This is a genomic window from Oceanobacillus sp. FSL W7-1304 (assembly GCF_037969805.1).
Classification (GTDB): Bacteria; Bacillota; Bacilli; order Bacillales; family Amphibacillaceae; genus Oceanobacillus; species Oceanobacillus profundus.
Window position 1 is genome coordinate 764892 of the sequence record NZ_CP150211.1, and the last position, 18021, is coordinate 782912.

At 38.8% G+C, this 18021-nt stretch carries 15 protein-coding genes; 2 read left to right on the plus strand and 13 right to left on the minus strand.

Features of this window, described 5'->3' with window-relative positions; translation table 11 throughout:
- Positions 1-93 precede the first annotated feature (93 nt).
- From NYE61_RS03985 to zapA, 10 genes are all read right to left on the minus strand, one after another.
- Positions 94-1065, minus strand: a complete 972-nt coding sequence (locus NYE61_RS03985) for an electron transfer flavoprotein subunit alpha/FixB family protein (protein ID WP_095307245.1) — start codon at positions 1063-1065, stop codon at positions 94-96.
- Positions 1066-1282: 217 nt separating this feature from the next.
- Positions 1283-2056, minus strand: a complete 774-nt coding sequence (locus NYE61_RS03990) for an electron transfer flavoprotein subunit beta/FixA family protein (RefSeq protein ID WP_095307246.1) — start codon at positions 2054-2056, stop codon at positions 1283-1285.
- A 32-nt stretch (positions 2057-2088) separates the two neighbouring features.
- Positions 2089-2862, minus strand: a complete 774-nt coding sequence (locus NYE61_RS03995) for an enoyl-CoA hydratase (RefSeq protein WP_251661406.1) — start codon at positions 2860-2862, stop codon at positions 2089-2091.
- A gap of 47 nt (positions 2863-2909) precedes the next feature.
- Complete coding sequence (locus NYE61_RS04000) at positions 2910-3494, minus strand: TetR/AcrR family transcriptional regulator (protein ID WP_095307249.1); 585 nt, start codon at positions 3492-3494, stop codon at positions 2910-2912.
- A gap of 135 nt (positions 3495-3629) precedes the next feature.
- On the minus strand, positions 3630-5333 hold the full coding sequence (locus NYE61_RS04005) for an AMP-binding protein (RefSeq protein WP_251661404.1): 1704 nt from the start codon (positions 5331-5333) through the stop codon (positions 3630-3632).
- A 241-nt stretch (positions 5334-5574) separates the two neighbouring features.
- A complete protein-coding gene (locus tag NYE61_RS04010) occupies positions 5575-5982 on the minus strand; it encodes a DUF350 domain-containing protein (protein WP_095307254.1) in 408 nt (135 codons plus the stop codon).
- A gap of 127 nt (positions 5983-6109) precedes the next feature.
- Positions 6110-8455, minus strand: a complete 2346-nt coding sequence (locus NYE61_RS04015; protein WP_303447384.1) for an endonuclease MutS2 — start codon at positions 8453-8455, stop codon at positions 6110-6112.
- A 194-nt stretch (positions 8456-8649) separates the two neighbouring features.
- Positions 8650-10368: a DNA polymerase/3'-5' exonuclease PolX gene (polX, locus tag NYE61_RS04020; RefSeq protein ID WP_095307256.1), complete on the minus strand. Its 1719-nt coding sequence runs from the start codon at positions 10366-10368 to the stop codon at positions 8650-8652.
- A gap of 151 nt (positions 10369-10519) precedes the next feature.
- On the minus strand, positions 10520-11071 hold the full coding sequence (locus tag NYE61_RS04025; protein WP_251661400.1) for a CvpA family protein: 552 nt from the start codon (positions 11069-11071) through the stop codon (positions 10520-10522).
- Positions 11072-11074: 3 nt separating this feature from the next.
- Positions 11075-11338, minus strand: a complete 264-nt coding sequence (gene zapA, locus NYE61_RS04030) for a cell division protein ZapA (protein ID WP_095307258.1) — start codon at positions 11336-11338, stop codon at positions 11075-11077.
- 128 nt (positions 11339-11466) lie between these two features.
- Here zapA and rnhC point away from each other — a divergent pair, with 128 nt between their 5' ends.
- Together rnhC and NYE61_RS04040 are read left to right on the plus strand one after the other, a co-directional pair.
- Entirely contained in the window at positions 11467-12408 is a 942-nt protein-coding gene (rnhC, locus tag NYE61_RS04035) for a ribonuclease HIII (protein ID WP_095307260.1), read from the plus strand.
- Between the two features lie 23 nt (positions 12409-12431).
- Positions 12432-13127: a uracil-DNA glycosylase gene (locus tag NYE61_RS04040; RefSeq protein WP_303447387.1), complete on the plus strand. Its 696-nt coding sequence runs from the start codon at positions 12432-12434 to the stop codon at positions 13125-13127.
- A gap of 207 nt (positions 13128-13334) precedes the next feature.
- Here NYE61_RS04040 and pheT read toward each other — a convergent pair whose 3' ends face one another.
- From pheT to NYE61_RS04055, 3 genes are all read right to left on the minus strand, one after another.
- The gene (gene pheT / locus NYE61_RS04045) at positions 13335-15764 is read right to left on the minus strand and encodes a phenylalanine--tRNA ligase subunit beta (protein ID WP_303447388.1); all 2430 of its coding nucleotides are present in this window, start codon (positions 15762-15764) and stop codon (positions 13335-13337) included.
- Between the two features lie 26 nt (positions 15765-15790).
- A complete protein-coding gene (pheS, locus tag NYE61_RS04050; RefSeq protein ID WP_095307264.1) occupies positions 15791-16825 on the minus strand; it encodes a phenylalanine--tRNA ligase subunit alpha in 1035 nt (344 codons plus the stop codon).
- 410 nt (positions 16826-17235) lie between these two features.
- Entirely contained in the window at positions 17236-17973 is a 738-nt protein-coding gene (locus NYE61_RS04055; RefSeq protein WP_095307265.1) for an RNA methyltransferase, read from the minus strand.
- Between the last annotated feature and the right edge of the window lie 48 nt (positions 17974-18021).

The following is an 18021-nucleotide window of genomic DNA, read 5'->3' on the forward strand; positions in this document are numbered from 1 at the left end:
ATTCCGCTACGTATAGAAATGGGGGGTATTACAGCCTCTTAATACGTGATAAAAAATAGGGACCTGATGAATATTATCACCAGATCCAATTGATTATTTCACTTTCTTAAATTCCTCAATCAGTAACGGAATAACTTCAAATAGATCACCAACAATTCCATAGTCAGCAATATTGAAGATATTTGCTTCTGGATCTTTGTTAATTGCTACAATTACTTTGGAGTTAGACATCCCGGCTAGATGCTGGATAGCGCCTGAAATTCCAACTGCAATATAGAGATCTGGTGTTACAACCTTTCCAGTCTGCCCAATTTGTAAAGCGTAATCACAATACTCTGCATCACAGGCCCCACGTGATGCACCGACTGCTCCACCTAACACCTCTGCAAGCTCATATAATGGCTTAAATCCATCTTCGCTTTTAACACCCCGGCCGCCAGCAATAATTACATTTGCTTCTGATAAGTCTACTCCCTTAGAAGCTTTACGAACGACATCTTTTACGATGGTTCGGATATCTGCTATATCAACGTTTTTTGTCTCTATATCTCCTGAACGGGATTCATCTTTTTCTAATGCGGAAATATTATTCGGTCGAATCGTCACAAAAGTAATTCCGTTTGTAATAATCTTCTTTTCAAAAGCTTTCCCTGAATAAATTGGACGAATAAATACAGGCTGATCATCGTCCTTTTCAATTGCAACAGCATCTGAAATAAGTCCTGTCTCTAATTTGCTCGCTAATTTCGGTGATAAATCCTTCCCAATCGAAGTATGCCCCATAATGATACCGGCTGGATTTTCATCATTAATAATTGCCATTATCGACTGCCCATAGCCTTCAGATGTATACGTTTTCAGTTTTTCATGAGAAACACTTATTACTCGATCTGCACCATAATAAATAAGTTCTTTTGCCAAACTTTCCAAACTTCCATCACCAACAACTACACCAACGATTTCAGCATCAGCATTAATTTCTTTCGCTGCCGCAATTGCTTCAAATGATACATGACGCAATTCTCCATCTCTCACTTCACTAATTACTATATATTTATCACTCATGTCATTTCTCCTTTCATCCTTAAAGGAAGTTGTTCAAAAAGTCCTGTAAATTAACACATCTACACAAGAGATCTTCGACTAAGAACCGATACGTCCCTGTTAAACGTCGAAGTCATCACGTCCAGTGTAAATCGGGCTGAGTAATCTCAGTCCAATGACGTTTCAAATTTAGCAGACCTCGGTCCATTTTATCGTTTTTAAACTCGTTATTTTTTCTTTACAACACTTTCTTTTCGTTTTTAAGTAAGGAAACTAATTCACTAACTTGATCTGAGATTTCGCCTTCTAGTACTCTTCCAGCTTCCTTTTCAGGTGGTAAATAGATATCGATTGTTTTCGTTTTCGCTTCCACATCTTCTTCATCTAAATCTAAATCATCAATTTCAAGCTCTTCCAACGGCTTTTTCTTTGCTTTCATAATTCCTGGAAGTGATGGATAGCGAGGTTCGTTTAAGCCTTGCTGACAAGTTACTAATAAAGGCAAGCTTGTTTCAATAATCTCTACATCACCCTCTACATCTTTTTCAATCGTAACTGTTTCATCTTTGATATCCAAATTAGTAATGGTTGTAACATATGGAAACCCAAGTAATTCAGCTAGTCGTGGTCCAACCTGTCCACTTGCTTCATCAATTGCCACGTTTCCTGCTAAAATTAAATCTACTTCTTTATCTTCAAAGTACGCCTCTAAAATTTTAACAGTTGTAAAAGAATCTCCTTCATCCAAGTCTTCTTCTGTATTAATTAGTACTGCTTTGTCTGCTCCCATCGCTAAGGCTGTGCGTAACTGTTTTTCAGAGTCTTCATCTCCGACTGTCACAACAGTTACTTCCCCTCCATGAGCATCACGCTGTGTAATTGCCTCTTCAACCGCATACTCATCGTAAGGGTTAATAATGAATTCAGCACCTTCATCTTCAATTGTTCCGCCAGCTACACTAATTTTTTCTTCAGTATCGAAGGTCTTCTTTAAAAGTACGTAAATATTCATCTAGTATCCTCCTAATCAATTTAAATATTATCTTATTTATCTTTAAAATCAGCTTGACGCTTTTCTAAAAATGCTTGAATCCCTTCTCGCGCATCCTCATTTCCAAAAACTTGCGAAAAAGCATTAGCTTCTTCTTCTTCCCCTTTGGAAAATGCCTCTGTTTTAGCTACGGAAACAAGATGCATGATATGCTGAATAGCTGGTTTACTTTTAGCCGCAATCTTGTTTGCTAGTTTCGTAGCTTCACTTAAAAGCTCTTCTTCAGCGACAACGCTATTCGCGAGACCCCATGCAGCTGCCTGACTTCCACTAATTGGTTCACCAGTAAGTATCATTTCATATGCTTTTGCTGCACCTACATATCTAGGCAATCGCTGTGTACCTGCAAAACCAGGTATAATTCCAAGGTTCACTTCAGGTAACCCAAGTTTCGTATTTTCTGTTACGATACGGATATGGCAAGCCATTGCCAGTTCTAACCCTCCACCTAATGCAGCACCATGAATAGCAGCAATAATCGGTACAGGGAACTGTTCCATTCGACTGAAGACACGCTGACCATTTGTTGCAAGTGATGCATAATCGGATGCGTTCTGTAAATCGGTAAATTCCTTAATATCAGCTCCCGCGGAGAAAAACCTACCATCCCCTTTTAACACAACAGCTTTTACACGATTTTCTTGTTCGATTCGGTTAAGCTGTTCACTTAGGTCTTTTAGAAGACCCCGTGATAATGCATTTGCGGGTGGACTTTTAATGGTTAAATACGCTACATTTCCTTCAACTTCATACATAATCATCGTCAATTTAAATATATCCTCCTTCTATATACTTAGATTTAATCTGATTCGATTCAATCTACCGAAAGCCCTTTCATTAACAAGTCATGAACAGCTGGAACTTGTTTATTCAGGTCATATTTTTGCTCATTCATAACCCAATTCGTTACGATTTCATCTAAAGTACCAAAAATCATCTGGCGTACCAATGGAATCGTTAGATCATCACGAAATAGTTGTTGCTGTATTCCTTCTTTCAGGATATTATCCAATACAGTTAAATATCGCTTTAAAACATTATTGATTTGAATGCGAAGGTCGTAATTGGATTGTCTTAGTTCCAGCTGGGTAACAATCGCTAAATGATAATCGGCAGAAAGCTGTTCAAAATGCATTTTAATTAGTGTAAATAATTTCTCATTTGCATTTTGCTTTTGATTGGTTGATTCTTCGATTTGCTTAATAAATTCACCCATCTTCTCTTCAAAAACAGATACAAGCACATCTTCTTTGTTCTTAAAATAAAGATAGATTGTACCATCCGCAACACCAGCTGCTTTAGCAATTTTAGATACTTGCGATCCATGATAGCCGTTCTCTGCAATGACTTTTACTGCCGCTTCTATAATTTGGTTATATTTGGGTTTGTTATTTTTCATGCGTCTTCTCCTAAGATGTGTTTCACTTTGCAAACTGAGTGAATAGTCATTCATAATTTCATTTTAACTGCTACAGACTATTCTGTCAATAATATACCTTGTCCATAATCAAATAAAGAAAGAAGAGCACAAGGCTCAAATAGATGTTACAGACTCTTCTGTCTGTCTGGCTACCTCTTCGTCAACTAACTTCCTTCTTAATATCTTACCAACTGCAGTTTTAGGTAGTTCTTTGCGGAATTCATATATTCTCGGAACCTTGTATGCTGCGAGATGCTTTCTGCAATATTCGTTTAACGCATCTTCAGTGATACTGTAATCTTGCTTAAGAACAATATAGGCCTTGACTGTTTCTCCACGATAAGCATCTGGTATACCAGCTACCACCGCTTCCTGAATGCCTTCATGATCATAAAGAACCTCTTCTACTTCACGTGGATAAATATTATATCCCCCTGCAATAATCATATCCTTTTTCCGATCAACAATATAAAAGTAGCCTTGTTCATTCATATAACCTAAATCACCTGTAAATAACCATCCGTTTTTTAATACATTATTCGTCTCTTCTTCGTTATTCCAGTAACCTTTCATGATCTGCGGCCCTTTTACCGCAATCTCTCCAACTTCCCCAACTTCTGCTTCTTCATCGATTGCATCCATCTTAAAAATCTTACAATCTGTGTCTGGCCATGGTACACCGATACTACCATTCACTCGGTTTTCCCAGACAAAGTTCGCGTGTGTTACTGGTGACGATTCTGTTAATCCATAGCCTTCAACTAATTTCCCATTCGTTATTTTCTCGAACTGTTCCTGAACCTCAGTTGGTAATGGAGCTGAGCCGCTAATACATGCTTTAATCGATGAAAGATCATATTTCTTCAAATCTGGATGGTTCAGTAAAGCAACATAGATGGTCGGCGCACCGGGAAATAAGGTCGGCCTTTGTTTATCAATTGCTTTAAGTACGTCTAATGCATTGAATTTTGGCATGAGAATCATTTTTGAACCTTGCTTAATCGAGAGATTCATGACGGTGGTCATTCCATATACATGGAAAAACGGAAGCACACCCATCACAATTTCTCTTCCATTCTCTGTTTTATATAACCAGCTTTCACACATCTCGACATTCGATGTAAGGTTATAATGGGTAAGCATAACACCTTTTGGATGACCAGTTGTACCGCCTGTATATTGTAATAATGCTAAGTCCTCAACTGGATCTATTTCAGGCTCCAAATATTCCGCCGGTGTCTTTTCCATCATTAATTGCCATACATGCGTATCTATACTTTGTTCTACTTTAACAACCATGTTATACTCTCGTTTCTGGATAAACGGATAAATCAGGTTTTTCGGAAATGGCAAGTAATCTTTAATTCCTGTAACAATTGTATGTTTTAATTCTGTGTTTCCTTTTACTTTTGTAACTCGAGGAAGCAAGATATCTAAACAAACAATTACCGAAGTGCCGGAATCATTTAGCTGATATTCCAATTCACGTTCTGTATACAGTGGATTTGTCTGAACCACCGTTCCGCCCGCCATCAGAATACCATAATAGCTTATAACAGCCTGCGGACAGTTCGGTAACATTATAGCTACTTTATCCCCCTTCCTCACTCCTAGAGACTGTAAATAATTCGCCATTTGCTTTGATTTCAAAAACAATTCATGATAGGAAAGTTCCTTCCCCATAAAATAAAGCGCTTTCTTTTCTTTGTACGCTTTTGCACTTTCTTCCAAGTATACATGTAAGGCTTTTTTCTCATACTTCAGTGACGTAGGTATTTCAGACGGGTAATGTTCATACCATTTTCGGTTAGGTTTCATTTTTCACTCCCCTTTATAATATACTATAACCATTATACCGATTAATTTCTATTTTTTGAAATCTTTTTAATTAATTTTTGATTTTTTATTATGTAACAAAATAAAAGAGGAGTGAATAAGAAGCTGGTCATATAATAACCACTTATATTAAGTAAAATATACCTACTACTACAAAAATCACTGCCACAACAATTAATATTTTTGCTAAACGATCTAATACCACTGTTGATCTCCCCTCTCTTTATCCAATGCTGGCTCCGATTACAAATGCTAATCCCGCGGATATAATCATGGAAATGAAGCCAACAGCCTTATTTCCATTCCCGATTTCCTCATCTACTTTCATAAGCGGGGTAAGAAATTCAAACATGAGATAACCCATTAATAATAAAACAAAACCAAAAACACCCCATCCAACTGACTGCAAAAGAGAATCATTATGTTCAATTGAATAGCGAAAAATCGTTGCAATCCCAAATAGCTTTCCTCCCGTTGCCATCGCAACAGCAAGATTGCCTTTTCTTATTTCTTCCCAATTTTTATAAGATGTTACAAGTTCAAAAATTGCTAAGAAGACAAGTGTACATAAGACAAATACACTGTAGCGGGCTGCTGTAACTACGATGATATGTTCCCAAAATCCTTCCATAACAGTCGACCTCTCCTACTTCTCTAGAAATTTGCCATACCATTTAGCAACGCATCAATTGTAGATGCAGTTAGGAAAGTAAGATACTTTCCTAACTAAAATAGTAACAAGCACAGGTATCCGCTTATTAAAATTCAAGAACAGTTACACCACTGCCACCTTCGCCACTTCCTCCTGGCTGCGCATTCTTAATTTGAGAATGTCGCTTCACGAATTCCTGTACTCCTTTTCTTAAAGCACCGGTACCTTTACCATGAATAATATAGGCTTTTGGATAGCCAGCTAACAAAACATCATCAATATATTTCTCTAGTTTCAGTAAGGCATCCTCATAGCGTTCCCCACGCAAATCCAGCTCTGTACTTACATGATAATTCGATCCTTTTATCGTTGCTATTGGTTTTTCCATTGTTTGCTTTGGTTTACCAAGAAACTGTAATTCATGTCGTTTCACTTTAACCTTCATGATTCCGACCTGCACTAAAAATTCATTATCATTTACTTTTTCTAAAACTTCACCTTTCTGATTTACAGTTAGCAACTTAATTTCATCACCAGGTTGAAGTACTCTTTGTTCAGCAGCTTTTTTGTCTGGCTGTCTATTTTGCTTTTGGGTCAAATGTGGCTGAGCTTCCTCAAGCATTTTCTTAGCCTCAATCCACTCATGCTCCTTTAGTGAGACATTTGTTTTCATTTGACGTATTTCGTTTACAATTCGTTCCGCCTCTTCTCGAGCTTTCGTCAGGGCTTTTTCTGCCTTTTCTTCAGCTTTTTTATACAGCTCTTCCTTCTTTTGCTCTAATTGCTTCCATTCTTTTGTGATGTCTTCACGTAATTTCTCACTTTCAAGTAATACTGCATGTGCTTTTTCATAATCCCGTTCCGCCTCTAAATGCGATTTTTCCAATGAAGCGATCATTGTTTCAACGCTTTTCGAATCAACACCTACAAGTCCTTTAGCTCTTTCAATTATATGATTATTCAAGCCTAATCGGTTCGATATTTCAAATGCATTACTTCGACCAGGCACTCCGATAAGCAACCGGTAGGTAGGCTGCAAGGTTTCGACATTGAATTCAACCGATGCGTTCACAACATTGCTGCGATTGTATCCATATGCCTTTAACTCTGGATAATGTGTTGTTGCAATTACCCGTGCATTGCGAGAAACAACTTCATCAAGAATGGCCATTGCTAGTGCAGCACCTTCCTGTGGATCTGTGCCTGAACCAAGCTCATCAAAAAGCACAAGTGAATGATCATTTACTTCCTTAATGATTTCTACTATATTTGTCATGTGTGAAGAAAATGTACTTAAATTTTGTTCAATCGATTGTTCGTCCCCAATATCAGCAAACACTTCCTTGAACACTCCGAGCTCGCAGCCATCTAGTGCGGGAACTTGTAAACCGGACTGCGCCATTAATGTACAAAGACCCACCATTTTCAGTGTAACGGTCTTTCCTCCTGTATTCGGACCTGTTATTACAATCGAGGTATACGTTTTTCCAATTTCCACATCATTAGCAACCACTTCATCAATTGGAATTAATGGATGTCTTGCTTGCTTCATTTGAATGAACCCTCGGTCATTCATTTTTGGTCGGGCTGCTTTCATTTCTTGACCTAATTTAGCACGTGCAGATATGAAATCAATTTGACCAAGCAGCATGACATTTTGGTCCAAATCATGTTCTTCTACTGCAATGGATTGGCTTAATTCTTTTAAAATCCGATCTATTTCCTGTTTTTCCTTTGTAATCACTCCATGCAATTGATTATTTAAGTCTACAATAGCTTTAGGCTCCATAAACAAGGTTTGACCTGATGACGACTGATCATGAACAATCCCACCAATTACCCCTCTATATTCTTGTTTAACTGGGAGCACATAGCGATCATTTCGGATCGTTATAATTGCATCAGAAAGCATACTGCTATTATTTCTTGTGTAGCTCTCTAATCTTTCTCGAATCCGATTCTCAAACGTCCGGATAGAGCTTCTAATACTGCGTAAGCTTGCTGATGCGCTGTCTATTACGTGGCCGCGGTCATCAATACAATTTTTTATCTCCATCTCCAGTTCACGAAGTGGTGTTATTCGTTCCACCAATCCTTCAAGAATTGGTATTTCTTCTTCAAGCTCGAGTTGATCAAAAAACAACTTTACCTGCCTTCCACCATAAATCGTATTGGCAACATCAAGACATTCATGTGTTGAAAGCACACCACCGATGGCACTTCGTTTCAAGCTAGGGCGAATATCTGTGACGCCCCCTAACGGAATAGTTCTGTTTAAACGAGCAATTTGGCTCGCTTCGTCTGTTTCATTCTGCAGCTCGATAACCTGTTTTAATTCTGTCGCAGGCTTTAACTTAGATACAAAATCCTTTCCTAATGTTGTAGCTGCGTGCATGGATAGATTTTCTATTATTTTTTTAAATTCGAGTACACGGAGAATTCGTTCGTTCATGCTTAATTACTCCTTTAAATAGGCTTCTTATTTAAATATCACATGTTCAAAAAGAACCGATGAGTTCAATCAGCTTAGCTCTCCGCGCCCGGTAACCACAAGACGCGCTGTTTTCGAAATTGACCACAGAACGGAGCCGCTGTTAGCTGAACTGATTCCTACTTGTCATTTTAAAAGGATTTTTCAAAATTCCTTTATTTATTACGATTAAAATAATCCATGAGTTTCTTTTTAGACCACGTGTTCATAACGGTATCCTTCTCAAGCCATCCTCTTCTAGCTACTCCTACTCCGTATGCCATATGGTCGAGCATTTGGTAGCTATGAGCGTCTGTGTTGATTGCGATTGTTACACCCGTTTCCTGAGCTTTACGCACCCAATCAGCAGATAAATCAAGTCTGTTCGGATTGGCATTGATTTCTAATGCTGTATTTGTTTCTTTTGCCTTCTCAATCAATTTCTCTACATTAACATTGTAACCTGCTCGTCTTCCAATGAGCCTGCCAGTAGGGTGGGCGATCAATGATACATATGGATTTTCTAATGCTGAATATAGTCGCTTCATTATTTTTTCTTGTGATTGGTTGAAGCTAGAATGAATGGCACCAATTACATAATCCATTTCACGAAGAAACGCATCAGAGAAGTCAAGTGAGCCATCTGGTAGAATATCCATTTCTACCCCTGCGAAAATATGAAAATCTGTCCACTTTTCATTTAAAGCTGCAATTTCCTCTCTCTGCTTGCGCAAGCGCGATTCATCTAGCCCATTTGCTACGCGGAGGTATTTGGAATGATCGGTAATTGCCATATAGGCATACCCCATGGCACGAACATGGCTCGCCATTTCTTCCAGTGATTGCGCACCATCGCTCCAGGTTGTATGCATATGTAAATCGCCTTTTATATCAGCAAGCTCAATCAATCTTTTTTCTTCTTTAAATGCTTCCACTTCCCCCGTGTTCTCTCTTACCTCTGGCGGAATAAATTGGAGTCCAAAATAACGGAAGAACTCTGCTTCATTTGAAAATGTCCGTACTTCGTTTGTTTCCTCTACTTCTACTCCATATTCGCTAATTTTCTCTCCTCTTGATTTAGCAAGCTGTCTTAATGCAACATTATGATCTTTTGAGCCAGTAAAGTGATGCAAGGTCGTTGCAAACTCTGTCTTTGAAACTAACCTGAAATCGACATTGATATCATACACATCCTCCAATGTTACCGATACCTTTGTATCTCCTTTAGCGATGACTTCCTTTAAATTCGGGATGACAAGTAGTGCCTCTCTTACAGCGGATGGATTGGAAGTTGCAATGATGAAATCAAGGTCCTTTATTGTTTCCCGCATTCTGCGAAGACTTCCAGCCCGTGAAAAGGATTCAATTTCTTCAATTTCAGTTAAATATGCTTCAATTCTCTCTGCTAATGGAAGCATGATCGCTATTGGCAGTCTTTCTGGACGTTTCCCTGACTCCTCTAATGCAGCGACAATTTTCTCCGCTGACTTTTTGCCAAATCCTGCAAGATTTTCTACTTTCCCGCTTAGACAAGCCTCTTTTAATGTATCCGCATCAATAACTCCAAGCTCTTGATAAAGCTTAGACAATTTTTTGCCACCAAGGCCTGGCAGATTTAGTAGCGGAATTAATCCAGGCGGTACTTGCTCAGCTAGTTCCTTCAAAGCTTGAGATTCACCCTGCTCAATAAATTCTACAATGACATTGCTTGTACCTTTACCAATTCCTTTGATTTTTGTAAAATCCTCAATGTCAGCTAATGACCGATCATCTTGTTCTAAGCCTTGAGCTGCCTTTCGATATGCCGATATTTTAAATGGATTTTCTCCTTTTAGCTCCAAGTAAATGGCTATTCTCTCTAATAATTGAATAACATCTTTTTTATTAATTGCCACAACTATCACCTATTCCATAAGTATTCATATAAAACTGCAACCTCTAAAAAAAGACTGATTCTATTTAGTTCATACCACCTGCTCCGAACTTACAAGCGTATCCCTAATACGATGAATCAGTCTCCGGTAATCAAATCATAACGATTTAAATTTAACTTGCTTCCCCACCTGTATAGGTAAACCAAAGCTCCAATAGCTTTTCTGAGAAATAAGGTGTTTTCTCAATAATGAAAACTGCTATTGAAGAGTTGCTAATCCAATTCTGGATTGTCTCAACTGGTGTTAATGCCAGAATATACAGCAAGATGAATATAATTAAATATACTTCTAAAAACCCCAGAACGGAGCCTAGAATTTTATTAACGGATTTAATAATGGGTATGGATGCTACAAAGTCGAGCATGGAAGCTATGATTTGCAATGCAATTTTAACCGCGAAAAAGATAATCGCAAACGCAATTGCATTATAAAAAGCTGTCTCAAGTGGTAACGACTGCAGAAAGACTGCCCATGCACTTTCCTCCGACAGTTCTGGATATGGAATCCAAAGTGATAGCTTTGGACCTAATACATCATAATACTTCACTGCCACAATAAATGCGATAATATATCCAGTTAAGTGGAGTAATTGTAATATAAATCCTCTTTTCAGGCCCATGAAAAACCCGAAAAGCAACATAATGAATAATATAAAGTCTAACATAACTTACTTATCCTCTTTCTTTCTAAGCGACCCCAATAAGGTTGCGTAATCTTCTTTCAGTTTTTGGTAATCATTCATTGTATTTACAGCAGTTAAGACTGCTAATCTTGTTGTATCTAATTGCCGGTTCATTTCATGCAGCTCTTTCATTTTCTGATCGACAAGACCTGCGACTAATCGAACATGACTTTCTGACTCTGGTCCCACTATTGTATATGTTCTATTATATATATCAACTGTAATACGTTGCTTTTCGCCCTCGTCCATGTGGTGTTACCTCCTGCAAACAAAAAATTCTTCACTTAATATTAACACGAAGTACTTTTAAAAAGAAGTATTTCATTATGAAAGCTATTTTGCTATAGTCAATATATGCAAGGATTGGAGAGATGTAGATGGGACAAGAGGTACATGTATTACCAATAGATACAATAAATGAAATGAAATTACATTATAAAAGCGCTTTGACACAAACCCCACCTGGAGCTGTCTTTCGTGCGAAAACAAGCGCTGCTGTCATAACAGCCTATAAATCTGGCAAGGTTCTATTCCAAGGGAGTGCACCTGAATTAGAGGCAGGAAAATGGCAGACAAGCTCGAGTACCTCAGCAACTAAAACAGTAAAAAAGACGAGCCAAAATCAAATCAAAACACGATATACGCCGGATACCAGCTTATTTACAAGTAGTCACATTGGTTCGGATGAAGCTGGAACTGGTGACTATTTCGGTCCAATAACCGTTGCTGCAGCATATGTGAACAAAAGTCAGTTTGCCACTCTAAAAGAGCTTGGAGTAAAGGACTCGAAAAACCTTACAGATCCGATTATTTCTAAATTAGCAAAGGATATCGTCAAGCTTCAAATTCCATACTCGTTGCTTGTTTTACATAATGAAAAGTACAATAGGCTACAGAAAAAAGGCTGGTCACAAGGAAAAATGAAGGCCATGCTTCACCATCACGCAATTACAAATTTATTAAATAAAATTGGTAAGGTTGAACTTGATGGCATCCTGATTGACCAATTTTGTGAACCAGCTGTCTATAGTAGACATATCGGCACAGAACAACAACAGCTGCCGGAAAAGACATATTTTATTACAAAAGCCGAAAGCCATTCAATCGCCGTTGCTACAGCATCTATTATTGCCAGAACAAGCTTTGTGAAAGAAATGGATAAGCTTTCTGAGGCCATTGGTATCCCGCTTCCTAAAGGAGCCTCTGCTAAAGTGGATCAAACAATCGCAAAGGTTATCAATACAAAAGGTGCTGCCATATTAGATAAATACGCCAAGACACATTTTGCCAACACAAAAAAAGCTCAGCGTTATTTATAGACTTATATAGGAAGGGTTTTATAATGAAGCAAAACATTTTACAAAACGACTGGGAACCCTTACTTGCAAGTGAGTTCCAAAAACCATATTATCTGCAATTACGAGCATTTTTGAAAACAGAATATGAAACACATACGATTTACCCAAAGATGCAAAATATTTTTAATGCATTACATTACACCCCGTTTAGTCAGGTAAAAGTTGTGATTCTTGGACAAGATCCGTATCACGGGCCAAATCAAGCCCACGGGCTTAGTTTTTCTGTACAGCCTGAGGTGAAAATTCCACCATCATTACGTAATATATTCAAGGAATTACACGCTGATCTTGGGCTGCCACCCCCTGCACACGGTTATCTGGTTGAATGGGCAATGCAAGGGGTACTTCTTTTAAATACAGTTCTAACTGTGAGGTCTGGCGAAGCCCACTCACACCGAGGCAAGGGATGGGAGACGTTCACTGACCGTGTAATTGATGTGTTAAACACAAAAAAAGATCCTGTTATTTATATCCTTTGGGGAAGTGCAGCACAAAGTAAAACAAAACTAATCGATACAAACAAGCATTACATTATTCGTGCACCACACCCTAGTCCATTATCTGCACATAGGGGCTTTTTCGGGAGCAAGCCGTTTTCAAAAACGAACGCTATCTTGCAAGAAAACGGACTGGATGAAATTAGTTGGGAATTACCACCTAAAAAGAATTATAACGATTGATAATTACTGCATGTATTGGTGTAGTATAATGAATTGGAGCATTCCAGTGCTGTCTGGTATGCTCTATTTTTTGTAGCGTGTTTTGAGTTGGTTGGGTAGCGTGTTGGAGCAGCAACGATCGCTTTGATACTTCCCGGTGCTTGTTTTTATTTAAACCTGAAAAAAGCTTTCCCACTACAACGAGTAGCAGGAAAGCCTTTTATCTGTTTAAGATCTTACATAGGCGTTGAATTTTTCGTTAACGGCTGCGATTATTTTTTGGTAAGATTCTTCTACTTCCTCATCCTTCAACGTTTTTTCTGGATGTTGATAAAGTAGGCTGTACGCTATGGATTTCTTACCTTTTTCCAAGTTGTCACCTTGATACAGGTCAAAGATATCTACACGATTAACAAGTGGTGCGCCAACTTCCTCAATAACCTTTTTCACGTCTCCAGCATGTACATTCTTGTCTAAAATAAACGCAATGTCCCTAGCAATGGAAGGATACTTCGGAATTGCAGTAAAGGATGGTACAGCATCATATGCCGCAAAGACTTCTTCCAGATTTAAATCAAATACATACGTTTCTTTTAAGTCAAGTTGTTTTTGAAGTGTTGGGTGCAGCTGACCAATGAACCCAACAGTTTTATCAGCAACTTTTACTACCGCACATCTTCCTGGATGCATATCAGTCACCTTGGTTTGACTATATGTCACTGGGATTTGCAGAAAATCAAATAATCCTTCAACAATTCCTTTCACAACATAAAAATCAACCTCTTTTTTCTCTTGCTGCCAAGCTTGCTCCGACCATATGCCAGTTAGAGCTCCGGAGATACGAAGTTGTTCATCTGGCTGTTCTGATAGTTCATTTTGTCCCGAAATAAAAATACTTCCCATTTCATAATAGCCAAGGTTTACTTGACTACGGGCGCGGTTATAGGATAGAACGTTTAATAGTTCCGGTAAAATACTAAGACGAAGATATTTGTGATCCTCGCTCATTGGCATTGCCAAAGCAACAGGTGACGCAGCTGAACTTGCAACCTCTGGGCTGATTAGACGTTTTACATCCCGCTCATTTGTTAAAGAATAGGTTAATGTTTCCATTAAACCTGCACCTTGAACAAAGTTTTTAACCCGGCGCTTTAATTGCTGTCTTACGGTCAAGCCTCCAGACTGTCCAGCACCTTCTGGCAATGTAAATGGAAGATTATCGTACCCGTAAATTCGAGCAACCTCTTCAAGCATATCTTCAAATAGTGTAATATCACCACGACGAGTAGGTACGTGAACCGTGAAATGATCGTCATCTTGCTTATAGTCAAATTGCAGTCGCTTAAGGATAGAAGCAATATCATCCGTTGTCATTTCTGTTCCTAGTCGATTGTTAATATGTGGTGTATCAATTTCGACGACTTTTTCTGTTCGGTCTAACCTATCAAATTCAGCAGTCCCAGCTATTACTTTACCACCAGCATATTGCTGCAGCAGTAAGCATGCACGAGCTCCTGCTTTACGGACACGGTTTGGATCGACTCCTTTTTCAAACCTGGTACTGGACTCACTGCGCAGACCAGTTTGTTTTACCGTCTTTCTAACTGTAATGGCATCAAAATAAGCAGCTTCCAGTAAAACATTCGTTGTCTCACTCGCAACCTCTGAATCCAATCCGCCCATAACACCAGCTAATGCTACAGGTTCCTTACCATTTGTGATTACAAGATTCTCGTCAGTTAATATTCGCTCTTGTCCGTCCAATGTTGTTAGAGTCTCATCATGTTTCGCCCGGCGTACAACAATTTTTTCAGAGCCAAATCTATCATAATCAAACGCATGTAATGGCTGGCCATATTCGAGGAGTACATAATTTGTAATGTCAACAACATTATTAATTGGACGAATGCCAGCTGCCATTAAGTAATTTCTCATCCATAATGGAGATGGTTTGATTTCCACATCCTTTATCATAAATGCCCCGTAATAGGGATTTAATTCTGCTGCTTCGACTTCAACGGAAACATAATTAGCTACTGTTGCTGATTCTTCCACTTGAACTGCCTCATCCGGCAGTTTTACCGGCTGATCAAGTATTGCTGCAACCTCATATGCAATACCAAGCATGCTTAAAGCATCTGCACGATTTGCTAAAACATCCAATTCAAGGACAGCGTCATTTAAGTTGAGCAGCTCATCAACAGGTTCTCCGACTGTTGCCTCTTCTGGAAATACAAATATACCATCTGCAATATCGGTTGGGATATATTTTTCTTCGATACCCAGCTCTTTTAAGGAACAAATCATACCATTCGATTCAATTCCACGAAGCTTCACTTTTTTTATTTTGAAATTACCTGGAAGAACTGCTCCCGGCTTTGCTACAGCAACCTTTTGACCTTGTGCCACATTCGGTGCTCCACAAATAATTTGTAATTTCTCTTCACCTACATCAACTTGGCATAGGTTCAACTTATCTGCATCGGGATGTTTTTCACATGACTCTACATAGCCGACTACAACATTGGTACTCTTTTCTGCCACATATTCGACACCCTCTACTTCAATCCCTGACTTCGTAATTTTTGCGGCAAGCTCTTCAGGCGTTAAATTTCCTAAATCAACGTATTTTTTTAACCAGTTATATGATACTAACAATTGTTTTACCTCCTTCGTGATCTCACTTATGCTTTATGGTACTGTTTTAAGAATCGGATATCATTTGCATAGAAGTTCCGGATATCATTCACACCGTACTTCAGCATGGCAATTCGTTCAGGTCCCATTCCAAATGCAAATCCGCTGTATACTTCTGGGTCATATCCGCCCATTTCAAGTACTTTAGGGTGAACCATTCCTCCACCAAGAATCTCAATCCATCCAGTACCTTTGCACACACTGCATCCTTTTCCATCACACACCTTACAAGAAATATCCATCTCTACGGAAGGCTCTGTAAACGGGAAAAAACTAGGACGCAAACGGATTTCACGGTCTTCACCAAACATTTTCTTAGCGAATTTATCCAACGTACCTTTTAAATCACTCATGCGCACATTTTTGTCTACATAAAGCCCTTCAATTTGTGTAAATTGATGAGAGTGTGTTGCATCATCTGTGTCCCGGCGGTACACTTTTCCAGGACAAATCATTTTAAAAGGCTTTTCACCGTTATATTCCTGCATCGTACGTGCTTGAACTGGTGATGTATGGGTACGAAGCAATAATTCATTCGTAATATAGAACGAATCCTGCATATCACGCGCTGGGTGGTTCTTCGGTAAATTCAATGCTTCAAAATTAAAGTAGTCTGTCTCGACTTCCGGGCCTTCTCTTACTTCGTAGCCCATGCCAATAAACAAATCCTCAATCTCTTGAACGATATTCGTTAATAAGTGAGGGCCACCTACCTTCACTGGACGGCCAGGTAATGTAACATCAATTGTCTCTTCTTCAAGTTGTTTCTCCAGTTCCGCTTGTTCTAGCTTTTCTGTTTTTTCTTCAAGTGCCGTTGTGATTGCAGTTCTTACATGGTTAGCAATTTCCCCGACAACTGGACGCTCTTCCTTCGAAAGCTTGCCCATTCCGCGAAGAACTCCCGTTAAGGATCCCTTTTTCCCTAGATACGCAACTTTAATATCTTGTAATTCTCGAATTGTCTCCGTTGCGGCAATTCTTTGCAACGCATCAGCCTGTAGAGCCTCTAATTGTTCTTTCATTGATAATTACCTCCTTGAATATGTGATTTTAAAAACTTGGCAAGTCGACCACGCCATCTAAGTGGAATACCTGTTGCTTTTGTACAAATAAAAAAAGCCTTCATCCCAAAAAGGGACGAGGCTATTTATTATTTCGCGGTACCACCCTTGTTGACAGAATGTATGTATGAAAAGCATACGTTTGCTGCCCAACTTAAACTTGATAACGGATTTATATCCGGAACACCTTTACTTCAGATTGAAGGTCCAAGTGCCAGCTCCAGAGTGAATTGTTCGTATTATTGCGATAGAAATGCTCCCAGTCTTAGGCATTTCCTCCCTGAATCACATTCTAAATAGGAACGAGCTCCTTCTTTGCTTACATATTGAGATTACATTCATTATAGATAATTTCGAACCCACTTGCAAGATTATCTTTTTAGGTGATACATAAGAATTCCTGCTGCAATACTTACATTTAATGATTCCGCTTGGCCATAGATTGGGATCTTTACCGACCTGTCTGCTTGCTCAATCAAATCAGCTTGTACTCCAGCCCCTTCATTACCTAATATAATCGCCACTTTATTACCTGGGATTATATCATTATAATTGGACGCATTTTCTAAAGCTGTTGCCCATATTGCAAAGCCTTCTTCTTTTAATGCTGAAACCATCTCTCCCAGGTTTGCATGAATAATTGGGATATGAAAAATAGAACCTTGCGTTGAACGAATGACCTTATCATTATAAAGATCGACTGTTCCATCTCCAAGCATAATCCCATCCATCCCTGCAGCATCTGCAGTTCGAATAATTGTTCCTAAATTTCCAGGATCCTGTATCGAATCAATAAGGAGTAAATGATTGCCACTGCGCTGTGTCTGTTGTCGACTTTCAATAACAGCAATAATTCCTTGTGGTGCCGCAGTTTGGGAGATGTATGCCATCACATTGTCGCTAATTGAAACGACTGGATAGTTGTCTGTCCAGCTTGGCAGCTCGACCCCCTCCTGTATAATAACTTCACGAACCGTCCAATTACTCTTTACCGCTTCCTCCACTAAATGGAATCCCTCTACAAGAAACGCACCAGCCTGTGTTCTTTCTTTTCGCTTATGGAGTTTTTTCCATTGTTTTACTTTTTCATTTTTTACTGACGTAATCATTGGTTTCATCCTTCTTATTATTTCTTTATCCATCATACATATTTTTAT